At 53.6% G+C, this 16,715-nt stretch carries 13 protein-coding genes; 7 read left to right on the top strand and 6 right to left on the bottom strand.

What is annotated here, in order from left to right:
• Positions 1-71: 71 nt before the first annotated feature.
• Positions 72-1,784 carry a urocanate hydratase gene (locus tag TH63_RS04490; RefSeq protein ID WP_231583546.1) on the bottom strand — a complete coding sequence of 571 codons (1,713 nt, stop codon included), beginning with the start codon at positions 1,782-1,784 and terminating at the stop codon, positions 72-74.
• 246 nt (positions 1,785-2,030) lie between these two features.
• On the opposite strand from TH63_RS04490, the gene TH63_RS04485 reads away from it, so the two are divergent.
• Positions 2,031-2,246: a VF530 family protein gene (locus TH63_RS04485; protein ID WP_048919891.1), complete on the top strand. Its 216-nt coding sequence runs from the start codon at positions 2,031-2,033 to the stop codon at positions 2,244-2,246.
• 175 nt (positions 2,247-2,421) lie between these two features.
• Positions 2,422-3,615, top strand: a complete 1,194-nt coding sequence (gene rluF, locus TH63_RS19905) for a 23S rRNA pseudouridine(2604) synthase RluF (protein WP_076606402.1) — start codon at positions 2,422-2,424, stop codon at positions 3,613-3,615.
• A 121-nt stretch (positions 3,616-3,736) separates the two neighbouring features.
• Here rluF and TH63_RS04475 read toward each other — a convergent pair whose 3' ends face one another.
• Genes TH63_RS04475 through TH63_RS04465 form a run of 3 tightly spaced genes read right to left on the bottom strand, consistent with a single transcriptional unit; the run spans position 3,737 to position 9,343 of the window.
• A complete protein-coding gene (locus tag TH63_RS04475; RefSeq protein WP_048919890.1) occupies positions 3,737-5,053 on the bottom strand; it encodes a RagB/SusD family nutrient uptake outer membrane protein in 1,317 nt (438 codons plus the stop codon).
• Positions 5,054-5,080: 27 nt separating this feature from the next.
• Positions 5,081-8,092 (bottom strand): SusC/RagA family TonB-linked outer membrane protein, encoded by a 3,012-nt coding sequence (locus tag TH63_RS04470; RefSeq protein ID WP_048919889.1) that lies wholly within the window; start codon positions 8,090-8,092, stop codon positions 5,081-5,083.
• A gap of 48 nt (positions 8,093-8,140) precedes the next feature.
• Positions 8,141-9,343: an anhydro-N-acetylmuramic acid kinase gene (locus tag TH63_RS04465; RefSeq protein ID WP_048919888.1), complete on the bottom strand. Its 1,203-nt coding sequence runs from the start codon at positions 9,341-9,343 to the stop codon at positions 8,141-8,143.
• Positions 9,344-9,606: 263 nt separating this feature from the next.
• On the opposite strand from TH63_RS04465, the gene TH63_RS04460 reads away from it, so the two are divergent.
• Together TH63_RS04460 and TH63_RS04455 are read left to right on the top strand one after the other, a co-directional pair.
• Positions 9,607-10,380, top strand: coding sequence for an EcsC family protein (locus TH63_RS04460; RefSeq protein WP_048919887.1), 774 nt, complete (start codon positions 9,607-9,609; stop codon positions 10,378-10,380).
• A gap of 217 nt (positions 10,381-10,597) precedes the next feature.
• Positions 10,598-12,079 (top strand): M48 family metalloprotease, encoded by a 1,482-nt coding sequence (locus tag TH63_RS04455; protein WP_048919886.1) that lies wholly within the window; start codon positions 10,598-10,600, stop codon positions 12,077-12,079.
• 68 nt (positions 12,080-12,147) lie between these two features.
• On the opposite strand, the gene TH63_RS04450 is transcribed toward TH63_RS04455, so the two are convergent.
• The gene (locus tag TH63_RS04450) at positions 12,148-13,104 is read right to left on the bottom strand and encodes a CvpA family protein (RefSeq protein WP_048919885.1); all 957 of its coding nucleotides are present in this window, start codon (positions 13,102-13,104) and stop codon (positions 12,148-12,150) included.
• 99 nt (positions 13,105-13,203) lie between these two features.
• Here TH63_RS04450 and TH63_RS04445 point away from each other — a divergent pair, with 99 nt between their 5' ends.
• The 3 genes from TH63_RS04445 to TH63_RS04435 all read left to right on the top strand — a co-directional run bounded on the left by TH63_RS04445 (position 13,204) and on the right by TH63_RS04435 (position 15,352).
• The gene (locus TH63_RS04445) at positions 13,204-13,491 is read left to right on the top strand and encodes a GNAT family N-acetyltransferase (RefSeq protein WP_048919884.1); all 288 of its coding nucleotides are present in this window, start codon (positions 13,204-13,206) and stop codon (positions 13,489-13,491) included.
• A gap of 169 nt (positions 13,492-13,660) precedes the next feature.
• The gene (locus TH63_RS04440) at positions 13,661-14,533 is read left to right on the top strand and encodes a prephenate dehydrogenase (RefSeq protein WP_048919883.1); all 873 of its coding nucleotides are present in this window, start codon (positions 13,661-13,663) and stop codon (positions 14,531-14,533) included.
• 186 nt (positions 14,534-14,719) lie between these two features.
• Positions 14,720-15,352, top strand: coding sequence for a hypothetical protein (locus TH63_RS04435; RefSeq protein ID WP_048919882.1), 633 nt, complete (start codon positions 14,720-14,722; stop codon positions 15,350-15,352).
• A 134-nt stretch (positions 15,353-15,486) separates the two neighbouring features.
• Here the strand turns inward: TH63_RS04435 and TH63_RS04430 are convergent, their stop codons facing one another.
• Entirely contained in the window at positions 15,487-16,536 is a 1,050-nt protein-coding gene (locus TH63_RS04430) for a glycerophosphodiester phosphodiesterase (protein ID WP_156180374.1), read from the bottom strand.
• Positions 16,537-16,715 lie beyond the last annotated feature (179 nt).

The following is a 16,715-nucleotide window of genomic DNA, read 5'->3' as shown; positions in this document are numbered from 1 at the left end:
CAAAGAGAGGATTGCCTCACTCACTCACTCACTCACTCACTCACTCACTCACTCACTCACTCACTCATTTCCTACACCTTCAATCCGAATTTCTCAGCATTCTGCTGGGCCGTTTCATAGCCTGCATCGGCGTGGCGGTAGATGCCCAGGGCGGGGTCATTGTAGAGCACGCGGCGCAGGCAGCGGTCAGCGCGGTCAGTGCCGTCGGCCAGGATCACCATGCCGGCGTGCTGGGAGTAGCCAATGCCTACGCCGCCGCCGTGGTGGAACGACACCCAGGTAGCGCCACCGCTGGTGTTGGCCATGAGGTTGAGGAGCGGCCAGTCAGAGACGGCGTCTGAGCCGTCCAGCATGCCTTCGGTCTCGCGGTAGGGCGAGGCCACCGAACCGCAGTCCAGGTGGTCGCGGCCAATGACAATGGGGGCTTTCACTTTGCCTTCGCGCACCAAATGGTTGAACAGGAGGCCGGCCTTTTCGCGCTCGCCCATGCCCAGCCAGCAGATGCGGCAGGGCAGGCCCTGGAACGCTACTTTCTCGTGGGCCTGCTCCAACCAATTGATCATATGGGTATTCTCAGGGAAGAGTTTTTTCAGGGCTTCATCGGTGACCCGGATGTCCTCGGGGTCGCCGGAGAGGGCCGCCCAACGGAACGGGCCTTTGCCCTCGCAGAACAAAGGCCGCATGTACTCGGGCACGAAGCCGGGAATGTTGAACGCATTCTGCTCTCCGCCCTGTTTCGCGAATTCCCGCAGGTTGTTGCCGTAGTCAAAAGTGCGGCTGCCGCGCTGCTGTAGTTCCAGCATAAAATGCACGTGGCGGGCCATGCTTTTCAACGCTCGGGCTTTGTATTCCTCAAGGTTGCTCTGACGCAGGGCCCGGGCTTCTGCCAGCGTGATGCCATTGGGCACATAGCCATTGACAGGATCATGGGCCGAGGTCTGGTCGGTGAGGATATCTGGGGTAATGTTGTCAGCAATTAACCGTTCCAGCACATCGCCTATGTCGCCAACTAAACCTACAGACAGGGCCTCCCCTTTTTGCTGGGCTTCCAGCACCCAACGTTTTGCCTCCTCGTAGTCATAGGTCATCTTATCAATATACCGGGTGTCCAGGCGCTTCTGGATGCGGTCTGGGTCAACGTCTACGCCCAGGAAGGTAGCACCGGCCATAGTGGCCGCCAAAGGCTGGGCCCCACCCATCCCACCTAGTCCGCCGGTGACCAGCAGCCGGTGGCGCAGGTCGCCGCCAAAATGTAATCGGCCGCAGGCCGCGAAGGTCTCATAGGTGCCCTGCAAGATGCCCTGGGTGCCGATGTAGATCCAGGAGCCGGCGGTCATCTGGCCGTACATCATGAGGCCCCGCTCCCGCAATTCATTGAAATGCTCCCAGGTGGCCCAATGCGGCACCAGGTTACTGTTGGCTATTAACACCCGCGGGGCTTCGGGGTGCGAGCGTACCTTGCCCACGGGTTTTCCGGATTGGATCAGGAGGCTTTCGTCTTCTTCCAGGGTAAGCAGCAGTTCTACAATCTTGCGGGCGTCCTGGGGCGTGCGGGCCGCCTGGCCTATGCCGCCGTAAACGACCAGGCGCTCGGGGTCCTCGGCTACCTCGGCGGTAAGGTTATTGAGGAACATGCGCAGCGCGGCTTCAGACTGCCAGTTTTTGGCGTGCAGTTGGGGCCCGCGGGGCGGCGTGTAGACCGGGTGTGTGGCATAGGCCTGCACAAACTCTTCTATAGTAAGGTTGGCGGGTAGCATGGCCTGGGGGTGAAAGGTCTTTTCCATATCTAGAAATTTACGTCTCTTCTGCCCTCCTCTCCGGCCAAGCACATGGCGTCTTCTTTCGCGCAGCGGGCTAAAACTTCTGGAAGTTAGTAAAATTTATTTTCCCTGAGATGCCGCTTTTCCCCAAATCTGCCTGACGTTTTGAGGCCGTTTTTGCTAAAACAGGACTAAACCATGGCTAATCTTCTTCCAGGCCGCCCGGGCTGCGTAAAACTCGTGCAGAAAGACTAACTTTGCCCCGGAACTATGGAAGAGCAGAAAAACAACCCGTTGCACGGCAAAACACTGGAGATGATTCTGGTACAGTTGGTGGACCACTACGGCTGGGATGGCCTGGGGGCCCGCATCAACATCAACAGCTTTAACTCTAACCCCAGCGTTAAGTCCAGCCTCACGTTTTTGCGCAAGACCGACTGGGCCCGCAAGAAGGTGGAAGACCTGTACCTGAAAACCTTTAAGTAAAACAGCCTCTTACCGGGAGCGCCTGACAACCTCTACCACGGCATCTCACCATCTATCTTTCCCAGTCAGGAAACGTACATATTGCTAACCCGGCAGCCATAGAAAGAGAGATAGGGCCATGCCCTCCTTTTCTCCTAGCTTCAATTAATCCATCATTCATTCACCCATTGCATTCATGTCAACAGACACCACCATACGGCTCAATAAATTCATCAGCGACTCGGGCTTCTGCTCGCGCCGCGAGGCCGACCAATACATTGAAGAGGGCCGCGTAACCATCAATGGCAAAGACGCCAAGAAAGGCGCCACCGTAAAGGCTGGCGATAAGGTAGCCGTAGACGGTGAGCAGGTAAAAGCCAAGAAAGCCACCGACCGGCCTATCTACATTGCCTTCAACAAACCTACCGGTATCACCACCACCACCGATAGCAAGGACAAAAAGAACATCATTGACTTCATTGGCTTCCCCAAGCGTATCTTCCCTATTGGGCGCCTGGACAACGCCTCTGAAGGCCTTATCTTCCTGACCAACGACGGCGACATTGTCAACAAGATCCTGCGCGCTGATAACAACCACGAGAAGGAATACGTGGTGATGGTAGACAAACCCATTACGGAGGAGTTCATCAAGAAAATGGGCAGCGGCGTGCCTTTGTTTGAGGGCATGACCAAAGAGTGCTTTGTGCAGCAGCAAGGCCATAAGGTGTTCCGGATTATCTTGACCCAGGGACTGAACCGCCAGATCAGGCGCATGTGCGAAGCCTTAGGCTACAAGGTGGAGAAGCTGAAGCGCGTGCGCATTATGACCGTGAAATTAGGCGATCTGCCGGCCGGCCACTGGCGTTACCTTACCCTGGAGGAAATCAAATCCATAAACCAACTGGTGGCAGGTTCCTCTAAAACCGAAGACGCCTCAGTGGGCCGCAAAACCGCCAAACCTGAAAAGAAAACCGCCGACGAGGAATACGAAAATCTGCTGTCTGAGGAGGAGTTTGGCGTGAAGGTGCACCAGGTGAAAAGCGCCCCTCCGCGCAGCGTTTCCTCTGGCCCACGCAGCACCTCAGGTCCCCGCAATACCAAGGCCAAATCAGAAAGAAGCCCTAAGACGGAATCTGTGGAGTATGGGGCGGTCACCAGCAGGCCCACGCGCAAAAGCAAACCGTCTGGCGGCAAAAACCTGAAGACCAAGTCTGAGCACACCTCCAACAAAACCGATAGGTCTCCTAAAGGCGCTGCCCCGGCAGGCAGAACCGCCAAAAGCGCCGGTACCCGGCCAGCTAAACCAGCCGCCGGCGGCAGAACCGCCAGACCAGCCGCGGACCAGAAGACCAAGCGCACCGCCGGCACCAGAGGCAAGGGCCGGAAATAAGCCCTCAATTCCGTTGGTTTATCAAAAGCGTTTCGGGACTGTTTTTCAGAAAACAGGCCCGAAACGCTTTTATATTAATAAGCAAAAAAGGCGACCTCTGTAGAAGGTCGCCTTTTTGGTTTTAGATAGCTGGATCAGGTGGGGTATTGGGGTTGTTGATTCGTTCCTGATCTGGGTACGGGTAGAAGTTCCTGTTCCGCTCCGTTAAGTTGCCTGGAGGGGCTGGGCGGTTGAACCGGCGGCTGTCTTCCCATTTCTGACCACTCAGGTACATTTCAGCGGAACGTTGTTTGTATACTTCCAGTAATAAATCTTCTCGGGTGATGGCACCCGTGTAAGGAGGCAAGGCGGCATGAACGCCGAAGGGGTCTCCAGACGTCTGGGTTCTCACCTGGTTGATCTGGGCCAGCGCCTCTGTCAAAGACCCGTTGCTCCTTAAAATGGCCTCGGCTTTTATCAACTTGATCTCATCTGTCAGGAAAACCGGAATGTTGGCCGTCTGGGTGTTGAAGAATCCTTTCAAGGTTTTTACCGGGTCTCCGTTGACCACCGCACTTGGATCTGTCATGTAGAAAGGATAGCGGGCATCGCCTTCCTCAAACAAACCGGCGGGAAGACCAAACTTGTCACGGGGCCGGTAGTAGCCTAGAATGAAAACCGTGTTGTAGATGGGGTTCACGCTCAGGGTGCTGTAGACGTACTCAGATTTCACGGTCGGGTCTACCAGGTTGGCGTTGGCCAGGGCAGCCGCATAGTTTCCGGCGTACAGGTTGTACCGCGCATTCATGGCATAGAGCGCATTCTTCAGGTTTAAGGCGGGGCCCGCTACCAGAGAGACAAACTCCGGAGAAATGGGGTTGGCGTTTACCAGGGCAATGGCCTCGTCCAGGTGCGCAATGGCCGCGGCCAGCACTTCGGCCCGTGGCTTGAAGGTGACATTGCCCGTTTTGCTGGTTTGGGTGTTGGCCTGCTCAAAAGAGGTAGCCAGGGTACCCAGGGCCATTGCGTTAAATAAGTGGGCGTGTGCCAGAATACCGCTAAGGGTCCCCCCGGTTAAGGTAGAAATCTTAGGGGCGTTTTCAAGGATCTGCTCACTCATGCTCATGGTGCGCTGCATTCTGGACCACAAGCCCAGAATATTGCCATTGAACGTAGGCAAGGCAGTGCCTCCGGCTTCCAGTTCCAGCACGTTGGTAAAGGTGGCCACGCCTTTCATTTCACGGCCGGTCACGCCAGTGTACAGGTAAGCCGCTTCTACCCCAGAGGTGGAGTAGAATTGCCGCAGGCCCACGCTCAAAGAAATGATGCCATCTCTGGAGGTAAGGACTTCCAGGTCACTGGCGGCGTTGGGGTTGGCTATGTCTAGCTCGCAACTGCTGGTCATTAGCAGACCCGCGGAGAGCGCGCTTATTTTCAAAAAAGATGTTATATGTCTCATAGGAACAGTCATTTGAAGTAAAACAGATTAGAAGGAAACGGTTACACCCAGGGCGTAGGTCCTGGGGATAGGTACCTCAACAAAGTCAAACCCGCGTACCGCGTTGGTCTGACCTGCAGCATTCACCTCTGGGTCATACCCGCTGTAATCATCAATGGAGAAGAGGTTCCGGCCAGCTAAACTCAGGCGCGTATTCGCCTTTCCTAAAAAGGCCGGCTGGAAGTCATAAGAGACAGAAACTTCTCTCAATTTGATGAAAGAGCCATCTTCAATGTAGTTCTCAAAGATCCCGAACAGGGCCGCCGAGGTTCCTTTGGGAACTTCTCCCCTCAACTCGGGCTCATACCCGGCCAAGCCGCCATACAGATCACGTTCCCCCACCCGCCGGGTGAAGTTGAACACGTCAAAACCGTAAGAGGCATCCACCTGGGCCCTAAAGGAAAAGCCTTTGCCAACAGACACGTCGTTTACCCAGGAACCGGTCCAGTCTGGGTTAGGGTCGCCTATCACCTTGGGCTTGGTAGCGCCGGTAGGCTGACCAGTGGCGGGGTTACGGCCCACCCGTTCTGCCTGGGGCAAGCCCGCGGGAGTCAGTAACAAAGAACCGTCCTCTTTACGCGCGAAATAGGTTGCGTAAAAGGCCCCAATGGGGTACCCGTTCACGGCAGCCACCTGCCCGAAACCACCCGGGAAAGTAAGCACGCCACCTGGTATGTTATTTATCTCATTCCTATTTCTGGAGTAGATAAGGGTGGAGGTCCATTTTGAGTTAGCCGTCTGAATGGGGGCTCCGGTCAGCATCAGTTCAAACCCTTTGTTGGTCATGGTCCCTATGTTGGCGTATTGGTTCACAAACCCAGAAGACGGCGCCAGACCAATGAATAACAAGAGGTCTTTCACGTCTTTCTTATACACAGAGAACTCAAAGCCCAGACGGCCATTCAGGAAACTGGCATCGGCCCCAAACTCTGTTTCCACCTGCCTTTCTGGTTTAATGCCGGCGTTACCCAACAGGGTAGATGATATTACCCCCGGCAAGCCGGGCAAGGCCACCGGCGAATAGTTGGTGTAGCGGTCAAAGGCGCCAATAGAGGTGAGGTTTCCAGACTGCCCGTAAGAGGCGCGCAACTTAAGAATGGGCACTTTTTCCTTCAGGCCCTCCCAGAATTTCTCATTGGAGATCACATAAGAGCCGCTCACCTTAGGGTAAAACTGCCATCTGTTCTCAGTGCCAAACACAGAGGAAACGTCATAGCGTCCTGCCCCCGTTAAGAACAGGCGGTCGCCAAACCCAAAGGTCTGCTGCGCGAAGAACCCCAGGATACTGACATCACTTCTTCCCTCCCCGGACACCACCGTAGCCCCACCGGTAGAAATCTGCGCAATAGGCCCTAACTGGGTACCCGTAATGCCGGTGGTAAAGTTCTTCTCAATTTGGGCCGTAGCCCCAATGCCGGTAGAAGATTCCAGCCAGTCTGTGAAATTGGTCTGGTAAGAAACGTTCAGGTCATTGTTGAGGAAGTAAGACGTCTTGTCTGCCCTACGGGAATACCCGGCATCATAAGATGGCGTAGTATTCCGGACCGGGATAAAGCCGGTGGCAATCTGGGTGGCGTTGTCATACCCCAGCGTGTAGTTGACGTTCAGGTTTTTGATAGGCGTCATCTTCAACTGAAAGTCACCAATGAACCGGTTGGTTCGTTGCCTGAAATCAAAGCGGTTAATGGCTTCCAGCGGATTAGTTCTCCGTAAGATGGCCGTTGGCGCGGTAGACGGGTACACCCCGTTCACCGGTTCTGGGTTAATGAAGTTATTGCTGAAGATAAAGCCAGTCAACGCGCCGTAGGCTTCACTTAAGCCACCGTTGGGAATCTCGGCGCTGGTGCTGAGCACGTAATTGGCCCCCAGGGAGACAGAGATCCAGTCATTCATGGTTTGGTCTACCCGCAGGCGGGCGCCTCCCCTTTTGAAATCTGTGTTGTCAATGATCCCCTGGTTGCTTAGGTAGTTCCCGCTCAGGAAATACTGGGTGGTAGCCGTACCGCCAGACACGTTCACATTGTTCTCGGTGCCGTAGGCCGTCCTGAAGATCTTATCCTGGTAATCATAGCGCTGCACAGGCTCCTGGGTAAGATCTGTGGCGGTGGTATTGACAAACCGGAAGGGGTAATCATTGTAATCCAGCGTTTTACGGATCTCATTCACCCGGAACTGTGAGGAAACGGTTACTTTGGGTTTCCCTTCACGGCCCCGTTTGGTAAAGATTTGCACCACCCCGTTACTGGCCCTGGAACCATAGATGGCAGCCGCGGCAGCTCCCTTAATGATCTCCATGCGCTCAATATCATTGGGGTTGATGTCTACCAGACGGTTCTGCGCATAGCCTCCCAAATCTATCAGTTCAGAAGAGGAGTTGTTGATGATGACGCCGTCTACAATATATAGCGGGTCACCGGAGCCTACCACGGTACTGGTTCCCCTTAACCGCACGCTTATGCCCCCCGCCGGGTTACCGGAGTTCTGGGTAATCTGCGCCCCGGCCACTTTCCCGGCCAGGGCCTGGTCAATAGAAGTGGCCACGCTGTTTTCCAGAGCTTCAGCAGAAACCGTGGAGATAGCGTTCCCCAGTTGCTTTTTACTGGTAGCCACTGAGGTACCGGTCACTACCACTTCATCTAACCCTACAATGTCTTCGCTTAACTGCACATTCTCTGTAATAGCCATGGTAGATCCCAGCACTACAGACCGTGTGAGCGGCTGGTAGCCCAGGTAAGAAAAGGTGAGACGGTAGGTGCCGGCCGGTACAGCCAGATTAAGAGTATAGTTACCAGTCACATCTGTTGCCGAGGCTGAATTACTATTCTCTACTTTCACCACTACCCCAATTAGAGGAGCCTTGGTGCGGGCATCTGTCACGGAGCCCGTTACCGTGTACCGGGCATTCTGCGCAAACGAGACCTTGGGTGCCAGGGCCATCAAGAGGACACAAAACAGCGTTGTCAGGAGACAAGCGCTACTTCTAGCGTAAATTTTTCTCATAAAGCTGACTTTTAGTTGGTAAATCCTTATTAAATAAAAACACTACCGCTAGGAAGGAAAACTGATCTTTCCCATGTGCACGGAGGGCACCAAACGGTCACTGTAGCCAAAATCAATGTGGTCTCCTACCAGCGTTTCATTGGCCAGGGTGGCAAACAAAACGGCTTCCTTGGCGTCTGGCAAAATACCTAACTCAGAGGTATCTCTTATCTTATCGGTGCCCAGCAACTCTTTGATGGTAGACAGCAGAAGAGGGTTGTGCATGCCGCCGCCACTGACAAAAATCTCAAAGTCCTTTTCCTGGGCGATGCCTTTGGTAATGGCCTCACAGATGCCCGTAGCCGAAAACCGGTTCAGGGTAGCCATCACGTCTGGCACCGAGAGATGCTGTGTTTTAGATTTTTCCTGCGCTTGTGCCAGGTACGCTAAGTTGAAAACCTCTGGGCCCGTGGTTTTAGGAAAAGGCAATTCAAAAAAAGGATGGTCCAGTAAGGCCGCTAACAGCGGTTGGCTGTAAGTGCCTTGTAAAGCGATGGCCGCATTGGCGTCATAATAGGTACCGGGGTAATGCAGCTGCACGTAGGCATCCATCAACGTATTGCCAGGCCCCACATCAGTAGAGAAAATCTTTTTAGTGTCCAGGTCGCCGGGCAGAAAGGTGAAGTTGGCGATGCCGCCCACGTTCAGGAGAATGCGGTTCTGGCCTTTTTTTGAGAACAGCAGGTAATCGCCGTACACCGCTAAAGGAGCCCCTTCGCCGCCGGCGGCAATGTGCTTCTGCCGGAAATCGCTGAGGGTGATAATGCCGGTCTTCACGGCTATGTGGTCTCCGTCTCCTATCTGCAGGGTAGCGTTGGGCATGCCCGGCTGGTGGTGCTGGGCGGCCGGCGCATGGTAAATGGTCTGGCCGTGGCTGGCAATTATGTCTACCTCAGAAGGGTCTATCTCCCAGTTATGCAGGCATTCTAAAATGAGTTGGCCGTGGTAAGAGCCAATGAACGCATTCAAGAGGCATACCTTCTCCAGATCTACCTGCCGTTTTGAGAAAATAGACTTCACGTTTTCCTTAAAGTCGGGGCTGTAGGGCATGGTTTCAAACTTCTGTAAGGTAATCTGGGTATTTAGCCCGTGCCCCTGGAACTCACATAGCGCCACGTCTAGTCCGTCTAAAGAGGTACCAGACATAAGCCCTATGATCCTTCGGCTTTCTTTTTCTGTAATGGAGAAAAGGTGCTGTATGTTTGTATTCATGCTTGGGGAAACTTCTACGTACTAGGGGAAATGGAAAAGTTAATACTAGGGCAAAAAAGCAGCATCCTCAACCCTGTACTTGCTTTTATCCACATAATATAAAATAAAATATGAATAATTCAAAAATAATTCTATCTAATCTACTTTCTTACCCATTTTTAGGTATTTGCAAGCAATACATTTCCCTAGCTTAAAGTTTAAAAAAATAAGAATAGTTGCCTTGTTTAGTTGTAACATTAGCCTCACTTTCTACCCCTTTGGCCATGCCTACGTCTGCCTATGAAACCCAGATTCTCCAGGAACTGCACGCCTGGCAACAGCAGATGCTCAAGTCGCCTTCCCTCCTGAACCATCTTACCCGGGGGTTGCAGCAGAAAGTAAACAGCTATATACCAGAGAAGGTACACCAGGCCATTACCGCCACCATCAAGCAGATGATCAGAGCGGTGCTCTTTGGCGCCAAGCATACCACCGGCAAACCGGCATTGCCTTTGACCCTGGAGGAGAAAGAGGCAGCGGTAAAGCAACGCATAGAGATTTACAAGAAAACGGCCGCGGCCGAAGGAGGCTTGACCGGAGCCGCCGGGTTCTTGCTGGGCCTCACAGATTTTCCGCTGCTGCTGAGCATTAAGCTGAAGATGCTGTTTGACATTGCGTCTCTTTATGGGTACCCGGTAGATGATTACAGAGAGCGGGTGTACCTGCTGCATATTTTCCAGCTGGCGTTCAGTGGGCAGCAGCACCGCCGTGAGGTGTACCTGCAGATGGTGGACTGGGAAACAAAAAAAGACCTTCTACCCCAAGACATCCATGAGTTTGACTGGCGCAACCTGCAGCAGGAATACCGTGACTATATAGACATCCCTAAAATGGCCCAGATGATACCGGTCATTGGAGCGCCTGTGGGCGCGGTGGTCAATTACCGTCTGCTGCAGAAACTGGGCACCACGGCCATGAACGCCTACCGCATGCGCTGGAAAGAGCAGAGCACCCTAAACTTATCTTCCGGGCCTGGTCCAACTCCCCTGCTTCCTTAGTTTTCTGGCTTACCCTTTTTACGTTTTAAGCCTGTTTTCCAAAAAACAGTGCAAAAACGCCTTTCTCTCACTTTGCTATTAAACCAGCAAAAACCGCCTCCTGGGCCTGAAAAAGAGGGGGTTGCAACCAATACGGGTTTAACACGTTGCAGAAAATGTATAAGAAGCAAGGGCGTTGTCCCTGCTCCTCTTCCCGTACTATCTAACACTAAAAACTATGAAAAAATACCTTTCAATACCCCTTGTAACCGCGGTGCTCCTGCTCTTCAATTCTTGCGCCACTAACCCCGTTACCGGCAAAAAAGACATCAACTTTGTTTCTGAAGACCAGGAAGTGGCCATGGGCGTACAGGCAGATCCGCAGATTGTGGCGCAATTTGGTCTGTACCAGAACCCTAAGCTGCAAAACTTTATTCAGGAGAAAGGCCAGCAGATGGCGGCTATCTCGCACCGCAGCAACCTTAAATACACCTTCAGAATTGTAGACTCGCCGGTGCTCAACGCCTTTGCCGTACCAGGCGGCTACGTGTACTTTACCCGCGGCATTATGGCCCACTTTAACAGCGAGGCGCAGTTCGCTGGCGTGTTAGGCCATGAGATTGGGCACATTACGGCCCGCCACTCGGCGCAGCAGCAAAGCAAGGCTACCTTGGCGCAAGTGGTTTTAATGGGAACAATGATTGCCTCGCCTACCATAGCGCAATACGGTGATGTGCTCTCCCAAGGGGCCGGGCTGATGTTCCTGAAATTTGGCCGCGATGATGAGCGCCAGTCAGATGAATTGGGCGTTGAATACTCCACCAAGATTGGCTATGACGCCAGCCACATGGCAGACTTCTTCCAGACCCTGCAACGCCAGGGCGCTGAGAGCGGACAGGAAGAGCTTCCTACCTTCTTATCCAGTCACCCTAACCCCGGTGACCGCTACAACACCGTGCACCAGCTAGCCGACCAATGGAAACAGAAGACCGGCGCCACCAACCTCAAAGAGGGCCGTGACAGCTACCTGAGAATGATTGACGGCATTATCTATGGCGAAGACCCCAAGCAGGGCTTTGTAGAAAACAACATTTTCTACCATCCGGAACTCAAATTCCAGTTTCCTACCCCGGCCGGCTGGAACGTGCAGAACACCCCGCAACAGGTACAGATGGCCCCCAAAGACGGCAAAGCATTGATGTTCCTTCGCCTGGCCCAGGGCACCTCTCTGGAGGCGGCCGGTCAGCAGATGCTCCAGCAGAACCAATTGCAGGCCATAGAGTCTAAATCGGTGACTGTGAACGGTCTTCCGGCTTTGGCCATTATTTCGCAACCGGCCCCGCAGCAGCAGCAGCAACAGGCCCAGCAACAACAACAGCAGCAGCAGCAGCAGCCCGTTCAGTTGTTAACCTACTTGATCCAGTACGGTGGCAACATCTACAACATCACCGGGGTCACCACCGCCCAGGATTTCAACACCTACTTCCAGACCTTTAGTGGCGTGGCGCAGAACTTCAGACAGCTCACCGACCAGGAGAAGATCAACCGGAAGCCTGAGGTAGTGCACATTAAAACGGTCAAGTCTGCCACCACCTTACGGCAGGCTCTGAAAAACTATAATATTCCGGACAACCGATTAGAGGAAATGGCCATTCTGAACGGCATGCAACTCACCGACCAGCTACCGGCCAACACCTTGTTTAAGGTGGTTGAAAAATAGACTTCCCATCATAACACAAAGAAGCCGCTTCTATCTTAGGAGCGGCTTCTTTGTGTTTGGTGAGTTCCTTAATTCCTAAAGTTCTGGGTGATCATCAGGCGGCCGTCGCTGCCCTGCAGAATGCCAATGCCTACCCGGCCAAACCGGCGGCGCATAATGTTGGCCCGGTGCCCCGGCGATTTCATGAGGCCTTCATGTGCTATCTCCAGGGTTGGCGCCAGGGCGAGGTTTTCGCCTGCCAATCGGTAGGGTACCTTCGCCTTCTTGATGCGCTCAAACGGGCTTTGTTTTTCTGGGGTGTAGTGCGAGAAATAGGCCCGCCGGAACATATCTTCTGAATGCAGCCGCGCCACTCGCCGTAAGGCAGTGTCTGCCGCCAGCGGCCGAAGGTTTTCTTTGGCCCTTTCTTCATTGATCAAGTTCAGCATAGCGGCTTCCAGGTCGGGACGCGGTTCCATTTCCGTGACTTTGTAAGGCAACGCTATCACCTCTTCAGAGCCCGGCTCTACGGTGAGCTTGCGGGCGGTTCGGTTCAGGGCCTCATCAAAAACGGGGGTAAGTAACTTCTCGGCTTTGCCGGTGTACAAAGAGAACCGGGTGGCCAGCATACTCTCGTGCACTTTTTCGCGGAGGGTCTGGGGCAAGGGTAGCGCCGTGAGCAATACCACCGCAATGCCTGCCGTGACCAGTCCGCTCAACAGACCCGGCAGCAAACCCAACGCCCGGTTGCCTTTATGACGGTGCAGGTGCTTTGGAAAGTAGGCCAGAAGCTTTTCACCCAGTTCCTGAATGAGCACACTGGAAAGCACGGCAATAAGGAAAAAGGAAAGCGGCAGTAACCAGAGCTCGTTCCAATGCAGTAACTTCTCCAGCCAATCTGCCACGTACGGGTAAAACTTAAGGCCCAGCACCAGACTTCCCACCCACCGCACCAGATCCAGCACCCCATGGGCAAAGCCATGAAACCAACCCGTTACCAGGCTGAAAAGGATGATGAGCAACAGCAGGAGGTCTACGTAATTCATGTCTGGGGCTAAGCGCGGTTCTGTTACTTTCTAGAAGGTACAACAGCTACAGGAGTGGACTAGCCGTATAACAACCTTCTCTCAAACTACTAAAAACCCATGGAAAAGAAAGAAGTTATTCATGATACCGAGGACCTCCGGTTTTACGTGGCCCTGGGCGAGGAAGAAGCCGAACTTACCTATTCGTTCACGGAGCAAGAGGAACTGGATCTGGACTATACCTATGTCCCCGAAGAGCACCGGAACCAGGGCCTGGCCGACCAACTGGTGAAAACCGCCCTGGAACACGTGAAAGCCAATCAACTTAAATTCGTTGCCTCCTGCCCCGTGGTAGAAGCCTTCGTGAAGCGCCACCCCGAGTATGCTGCTTTCATGGTGGAAATCTAAGCGAGGAGAAACTTCTTGAACCGCCCTCTGTTTTGGGCCCGTTTTCCTGAAAACGGGCCCAAAACAGAGGGCGGTTCTTTTAACGGGCGCAAAAGAAGTGGCTATGGGCTGGGGCTGGTGTCTTCATTCTTAGTACCTTCGTCTTTTTACCTGCGTACGCGTTTGTTCCATGAAAACCATCACCGTTATTGGCCCCGGACTTATTGGGGGTTCTGCCGCCCTAGATCTTAGAAAAGCAGGGTTTGCCAGCCATTTTATTGGGGTGGAACAAAACCCTGAGAACGCAGCCAAAGCGGTGGAACTGGGCATTGTAGACCAGGTGCTTCCGTTGGAAGAAGCCGCCGCACTTTCTGACGTGATCCTGGTGGCTATTCCGGTTACGGCTATCCAGAAACTGCTGCCCTCTTTACTGGACCTGGTACCGCCCCAAACGGTGGTCATTGACTTAGGCTCTACCAAAACCCTGCTCTGCCAGGCCGTGCAACAGCACCCCAAGCGCGCGCAATTCGTGGCCGCCCACCCTATTGCGGGCACCGAGAACTCCGGCCCCCTGGCCGCGCTACAAGGCCTGTACCAGGGCAAGATGAACATTATCTGCGAGAAGGAGCTGTCTTCTGCGCAAGCCCTAGCCACCGCCTTGGACCTGTTTACTACCCTGGGCCTCAAGACCATTTTCATGCAGCCGCAGGAACATGACAAGCACGTGGCCTACATCTCGCACCTATCGCACGTGAGCTCTTTTTTACTGGGCCTTACCGTGCTGGATGTGGAGAAAGACGAGAAGAATATTTTCACGCTGGCAGGCTCTGGTTTTGCGTCTACAGTACGTCTGGCCAAAAGCTCCCCTGACATGTGGGCGCCCATCTTTGAACAGAACGCGCATTTCCTGAGCCACGCCCTGGGCGAATACATTAAGCACCTGCAGCAGTTCCAACACCACCTGCAGCATGGCGAGACCGAGCAACTTTACCAGATGATGACCCAGGCCAACCAGATCAGACCCGTGCTGGACGGCATCACGCAGACGCCGCCTGCCAAATAGCAGTCCCCTGTCGCCTATTCCTTTATTTCCCTTCCCGTGCATTTTCACTGTACGTCTGTTTTAGGCCTGTTTTTAGTAAAACAGGCCTAAAACAGTTATTCTGCCAGCGCCTGTTTCTGAACCTCCCCCCTCCCATGCCGTATTTCCTTACAGCATTTATTCACTAGTTAGCGACAGGAAACCACTATGGGCATTTCAGATATTTTGCAAAAGATTAAAAAAGAGTGGGAGGTTTTAAAGGGCCAGGACTCTAAGGACAAGCTGTTCATGAACGAGCACACGTATCCAGATGAGGCCACCGCCCAGCGCGAGTTCGCGCGCGCCAGGCAAAAACTGTTTGACGTGAACGCCTGGTCTCACCTGCCTGGCATTACTTCCACGTTCCAGTTATTTAACTCAGCCGGCACCAAATCTCAGGCCCAGCAACCCGCCGTGGGCGATTTCATAGAGATTATCTTACCAGGCACCCCCGTGGAGAACTGGGTGACCGTGACTGGGGTACTGGATGAGGAAGACGTGGCGCAATTTGTGGTGAAACCCAGCCAGTCGCCCGAAGGCCAGGCTGACCCGCAGGACAGTGAGGTCAAGCATTTCTTCTCCCCCGAGGCCAGCAGCACGTTCCGGGTGCTGCGCGACGGAAACACGCTCATGGGTTTTGAGATTGGCAAGGACGAGGTCATCAACAATAGTGGCCCTGAGGCCGGCGGACGGGCGGTTCTGAACACGCTCATCTCAGAAGGCGGCTGGGCCGGTTTCCAGGATCTGCAATGGGATAAGATCACCAAATACTTTGTGCACCTGGAAGAGACGAAACAATAGCCTGGTTGTTGGGTGAAAGCCAAAACAAAAGAAGCGTTTCTGGCCTGTTTTTAGGATAACAGGCCGGAAACGCTTCTTTTGTTTTTATAGGGTGCTTTTTTCACCGGCGTATTCTGAGCGCCTTTACATGAGATTTACTTCCCCGCCAGTTTCTTCACTTTCTCCAAAAGCATTTCTGGCTCATTGGTGGTGATAAAGTCAGCGTTCAGATCCAGAAGCCATTCCATCATGGCGGGGTTGTTCACGGTCCAGACATTGACGGTGAGGTTCAGGTCATGGGCCTCTTTCACCCATTGCGGGTTTTTCTTGATAAGGGCCAGATTGTAGTCCAGCCCGTACATGCGGTCTTTGGCCAGTTGGGCCGGTGTTTTTTCGCCGTTGAGGTTAGCCACCCTCGCTGAAGGCTCCAGCTCCTGAACCTTCAGCAGAATCTCATACCCAAAACTGATGTAATCTACCCAGCCCTGGGCTTTGTTTTTACGCACGGCCTCCACCACTTTGTGGGCCAGCGCGCGGTTATGCGCCAGGTTCTTCGCGCGGGGCTTAATTTCCAGAATAAGGCGGGTGTTGTTCTGCGCTAGGCCGGCCTGCAAATAAGCATCCAGGGTGGGTAGCGTTTCCCCGTTAGGGAGCTTCAGTTGGGCTAACTCGGCGGCCGGGGTCAGGGAAATATCAATGCCGTTGATCTTGGGGTCATGGTACACAAACGGAATAGAGTCAAGCGACATGTGCACGTCAAACTCGCTGCCGGTACAACCCAACCGGATGGCGTGCTGCAGAGAGGCCAGGGAATTTTCAGCGACGCCGGTGTTTTGGAAGGCCCCGCGGTGCGCGATGACCTTGTTTTTCAGGAACTCGTCCTTCACTACCCTAAACGTGTCCCGCATGGCCTCTTTTCCAGTGCCGGTTTCCAGCACCAGGTCCAGCCATTTTTCTTGGGGCGCTTTCTTTAATTTAAGGGTATTGTCTTTCTCCAGGGTAAAGTGCCGGGCCCCGTCGCCCACCAGTTTCACCTTGGGAGCCGGTTCCCCTTTTTTGGTAGAGATCACCTGGCCTACCACCAGGCGGCTGGGGGTAAAGGTGAAGTTGGAGAGCGTGATTTTGCTCTGGGCCATACTGGAAAGGGAACTGGCGCCCCAAAGAAACAAAACGAGGCAGAAAAGACGGGGGTAGAAGGTGCGCATATCAGGGTTTAGTAAGGTAAAACGTATTGCAGAAACAAAAGGCAGCTTGGCTATAAGGTTCTATATCCCAGGCAAAAGCTCAACCCCACGTCTATAAATCAAGGGGGTAAACAGGGGTCAGCCCCGAATCTTTTGTTGCTTGGTCTGCCTTTGAAGGAAAAATCCGGCAAAGGTTTAAA

It is taken from the genome of Rufibacter radiotolerans (assembly GCF_001078055.1).
Classification (GTDB): domain Bacteria; phylum Bacteroidota; class Bacteroidia; order Cytophagales; family Hymenobacteraceae; genus Nibribacter; species Nibribacter radiotolerans.
Note: the sequence above shows the minus strand (reverse complement) of the source record. Positions and strands in the feature narration are given on the sequence as shown.

Excerpts from the sequence above, each read along its gene's own strand:
- TH63_RS04435 (WP_048919882.1), top strand. The coding sequence starts at position 14,720 with ATGGGCATTTCAGATATTTTGCAAAAGATTAAAAAAGAGTGGGAGGTT.
- rluF (WP_076606402.1), top strand. The coding sequence starts at position 2,422 with ATGTCAACAGACACCACCATACGGCTCAATAAATTCATCAGCGACTCG.
- TH63_RS04470 (WP_048919889.1), bottom strand. The coding sequence starts at position 8,092 with ATGAGAAAAATTTACGCTAGAAGTAGCGCTTGTCTCCTGACAACGCTG.
- TH63_RS04490 (WP_231583546.1), bottom strand. The coding sequence starts at position 1,784 with ATGGAAAAGACCTTTCACCCCCAGGCCATGCTACCCGCCAACCTTACT.
- TH63_RS04430 (WP_156180374.1), bottom strand. The coding sequence starts at position 16,536 with ATGCGCACCTTCTACCCCCGTCTTTTCTGCCTCGTTTTGTTTCTTTGG.
- TH63_RS04445 (WP_048919884.1), top strand. The coding sequence starts at position 13,204 with ATGGAAAAGAAAGAAGTTATTCATGATACCGAGGACCTCCGGTTTTAC.
- TH63_RS04455 (WP_048919886.1), top strand. The coding sequence starts at position 10,598 with ATGAAAAAATACCTTTCAATACCCCTTGTAACCGCGGTGCTCCTGCTC.
- TH63_RS04475 (WP_048919890.1), bottom strand. The coding sequence starts at position 5,053 with ATGAGACATATAACATCTTTTTTGAAAATAAGCGCGCTCTCCGCGGGT.
- TH63_RS04450 (WP_048919885.1), bottom strand. The coding sequence starts at position 13,104 with ATGAATTACGTAGACCTCCTGCTGTTGCTCATCATCCTTTTCAGCCTG.
- TH63_RS04460 (WP_048919887.1), top strand. The coding sequence starts at position 9,607 with ATGCCTACGTCTGCCTATGAAACCCAGATTCTCCAGGAACTGCACGCC.
- TH63_RS04440 (WP_048919883.1), top strand. The coding sequence starts at position 13,661 with ATGAAAACCATCACCGTTATTGGCCCCGGACTTATTGGGGGTTCTGCC.
- TH63_RS04465 (WP_048919888.1), bottom strand. The coding sequence starts at position 9,343 with ATGAATACAAACATACAGCACCTTTTCTCCATTACAGAAAAAGAAAGC.
- TH63_RS04485 (WP_048919891.1), top strand. The coding sequence starts at position 2,031 with ATGGAAGAGCAGAAAAACAACCCGTTGCACGGCAAAACACTGGAGATG.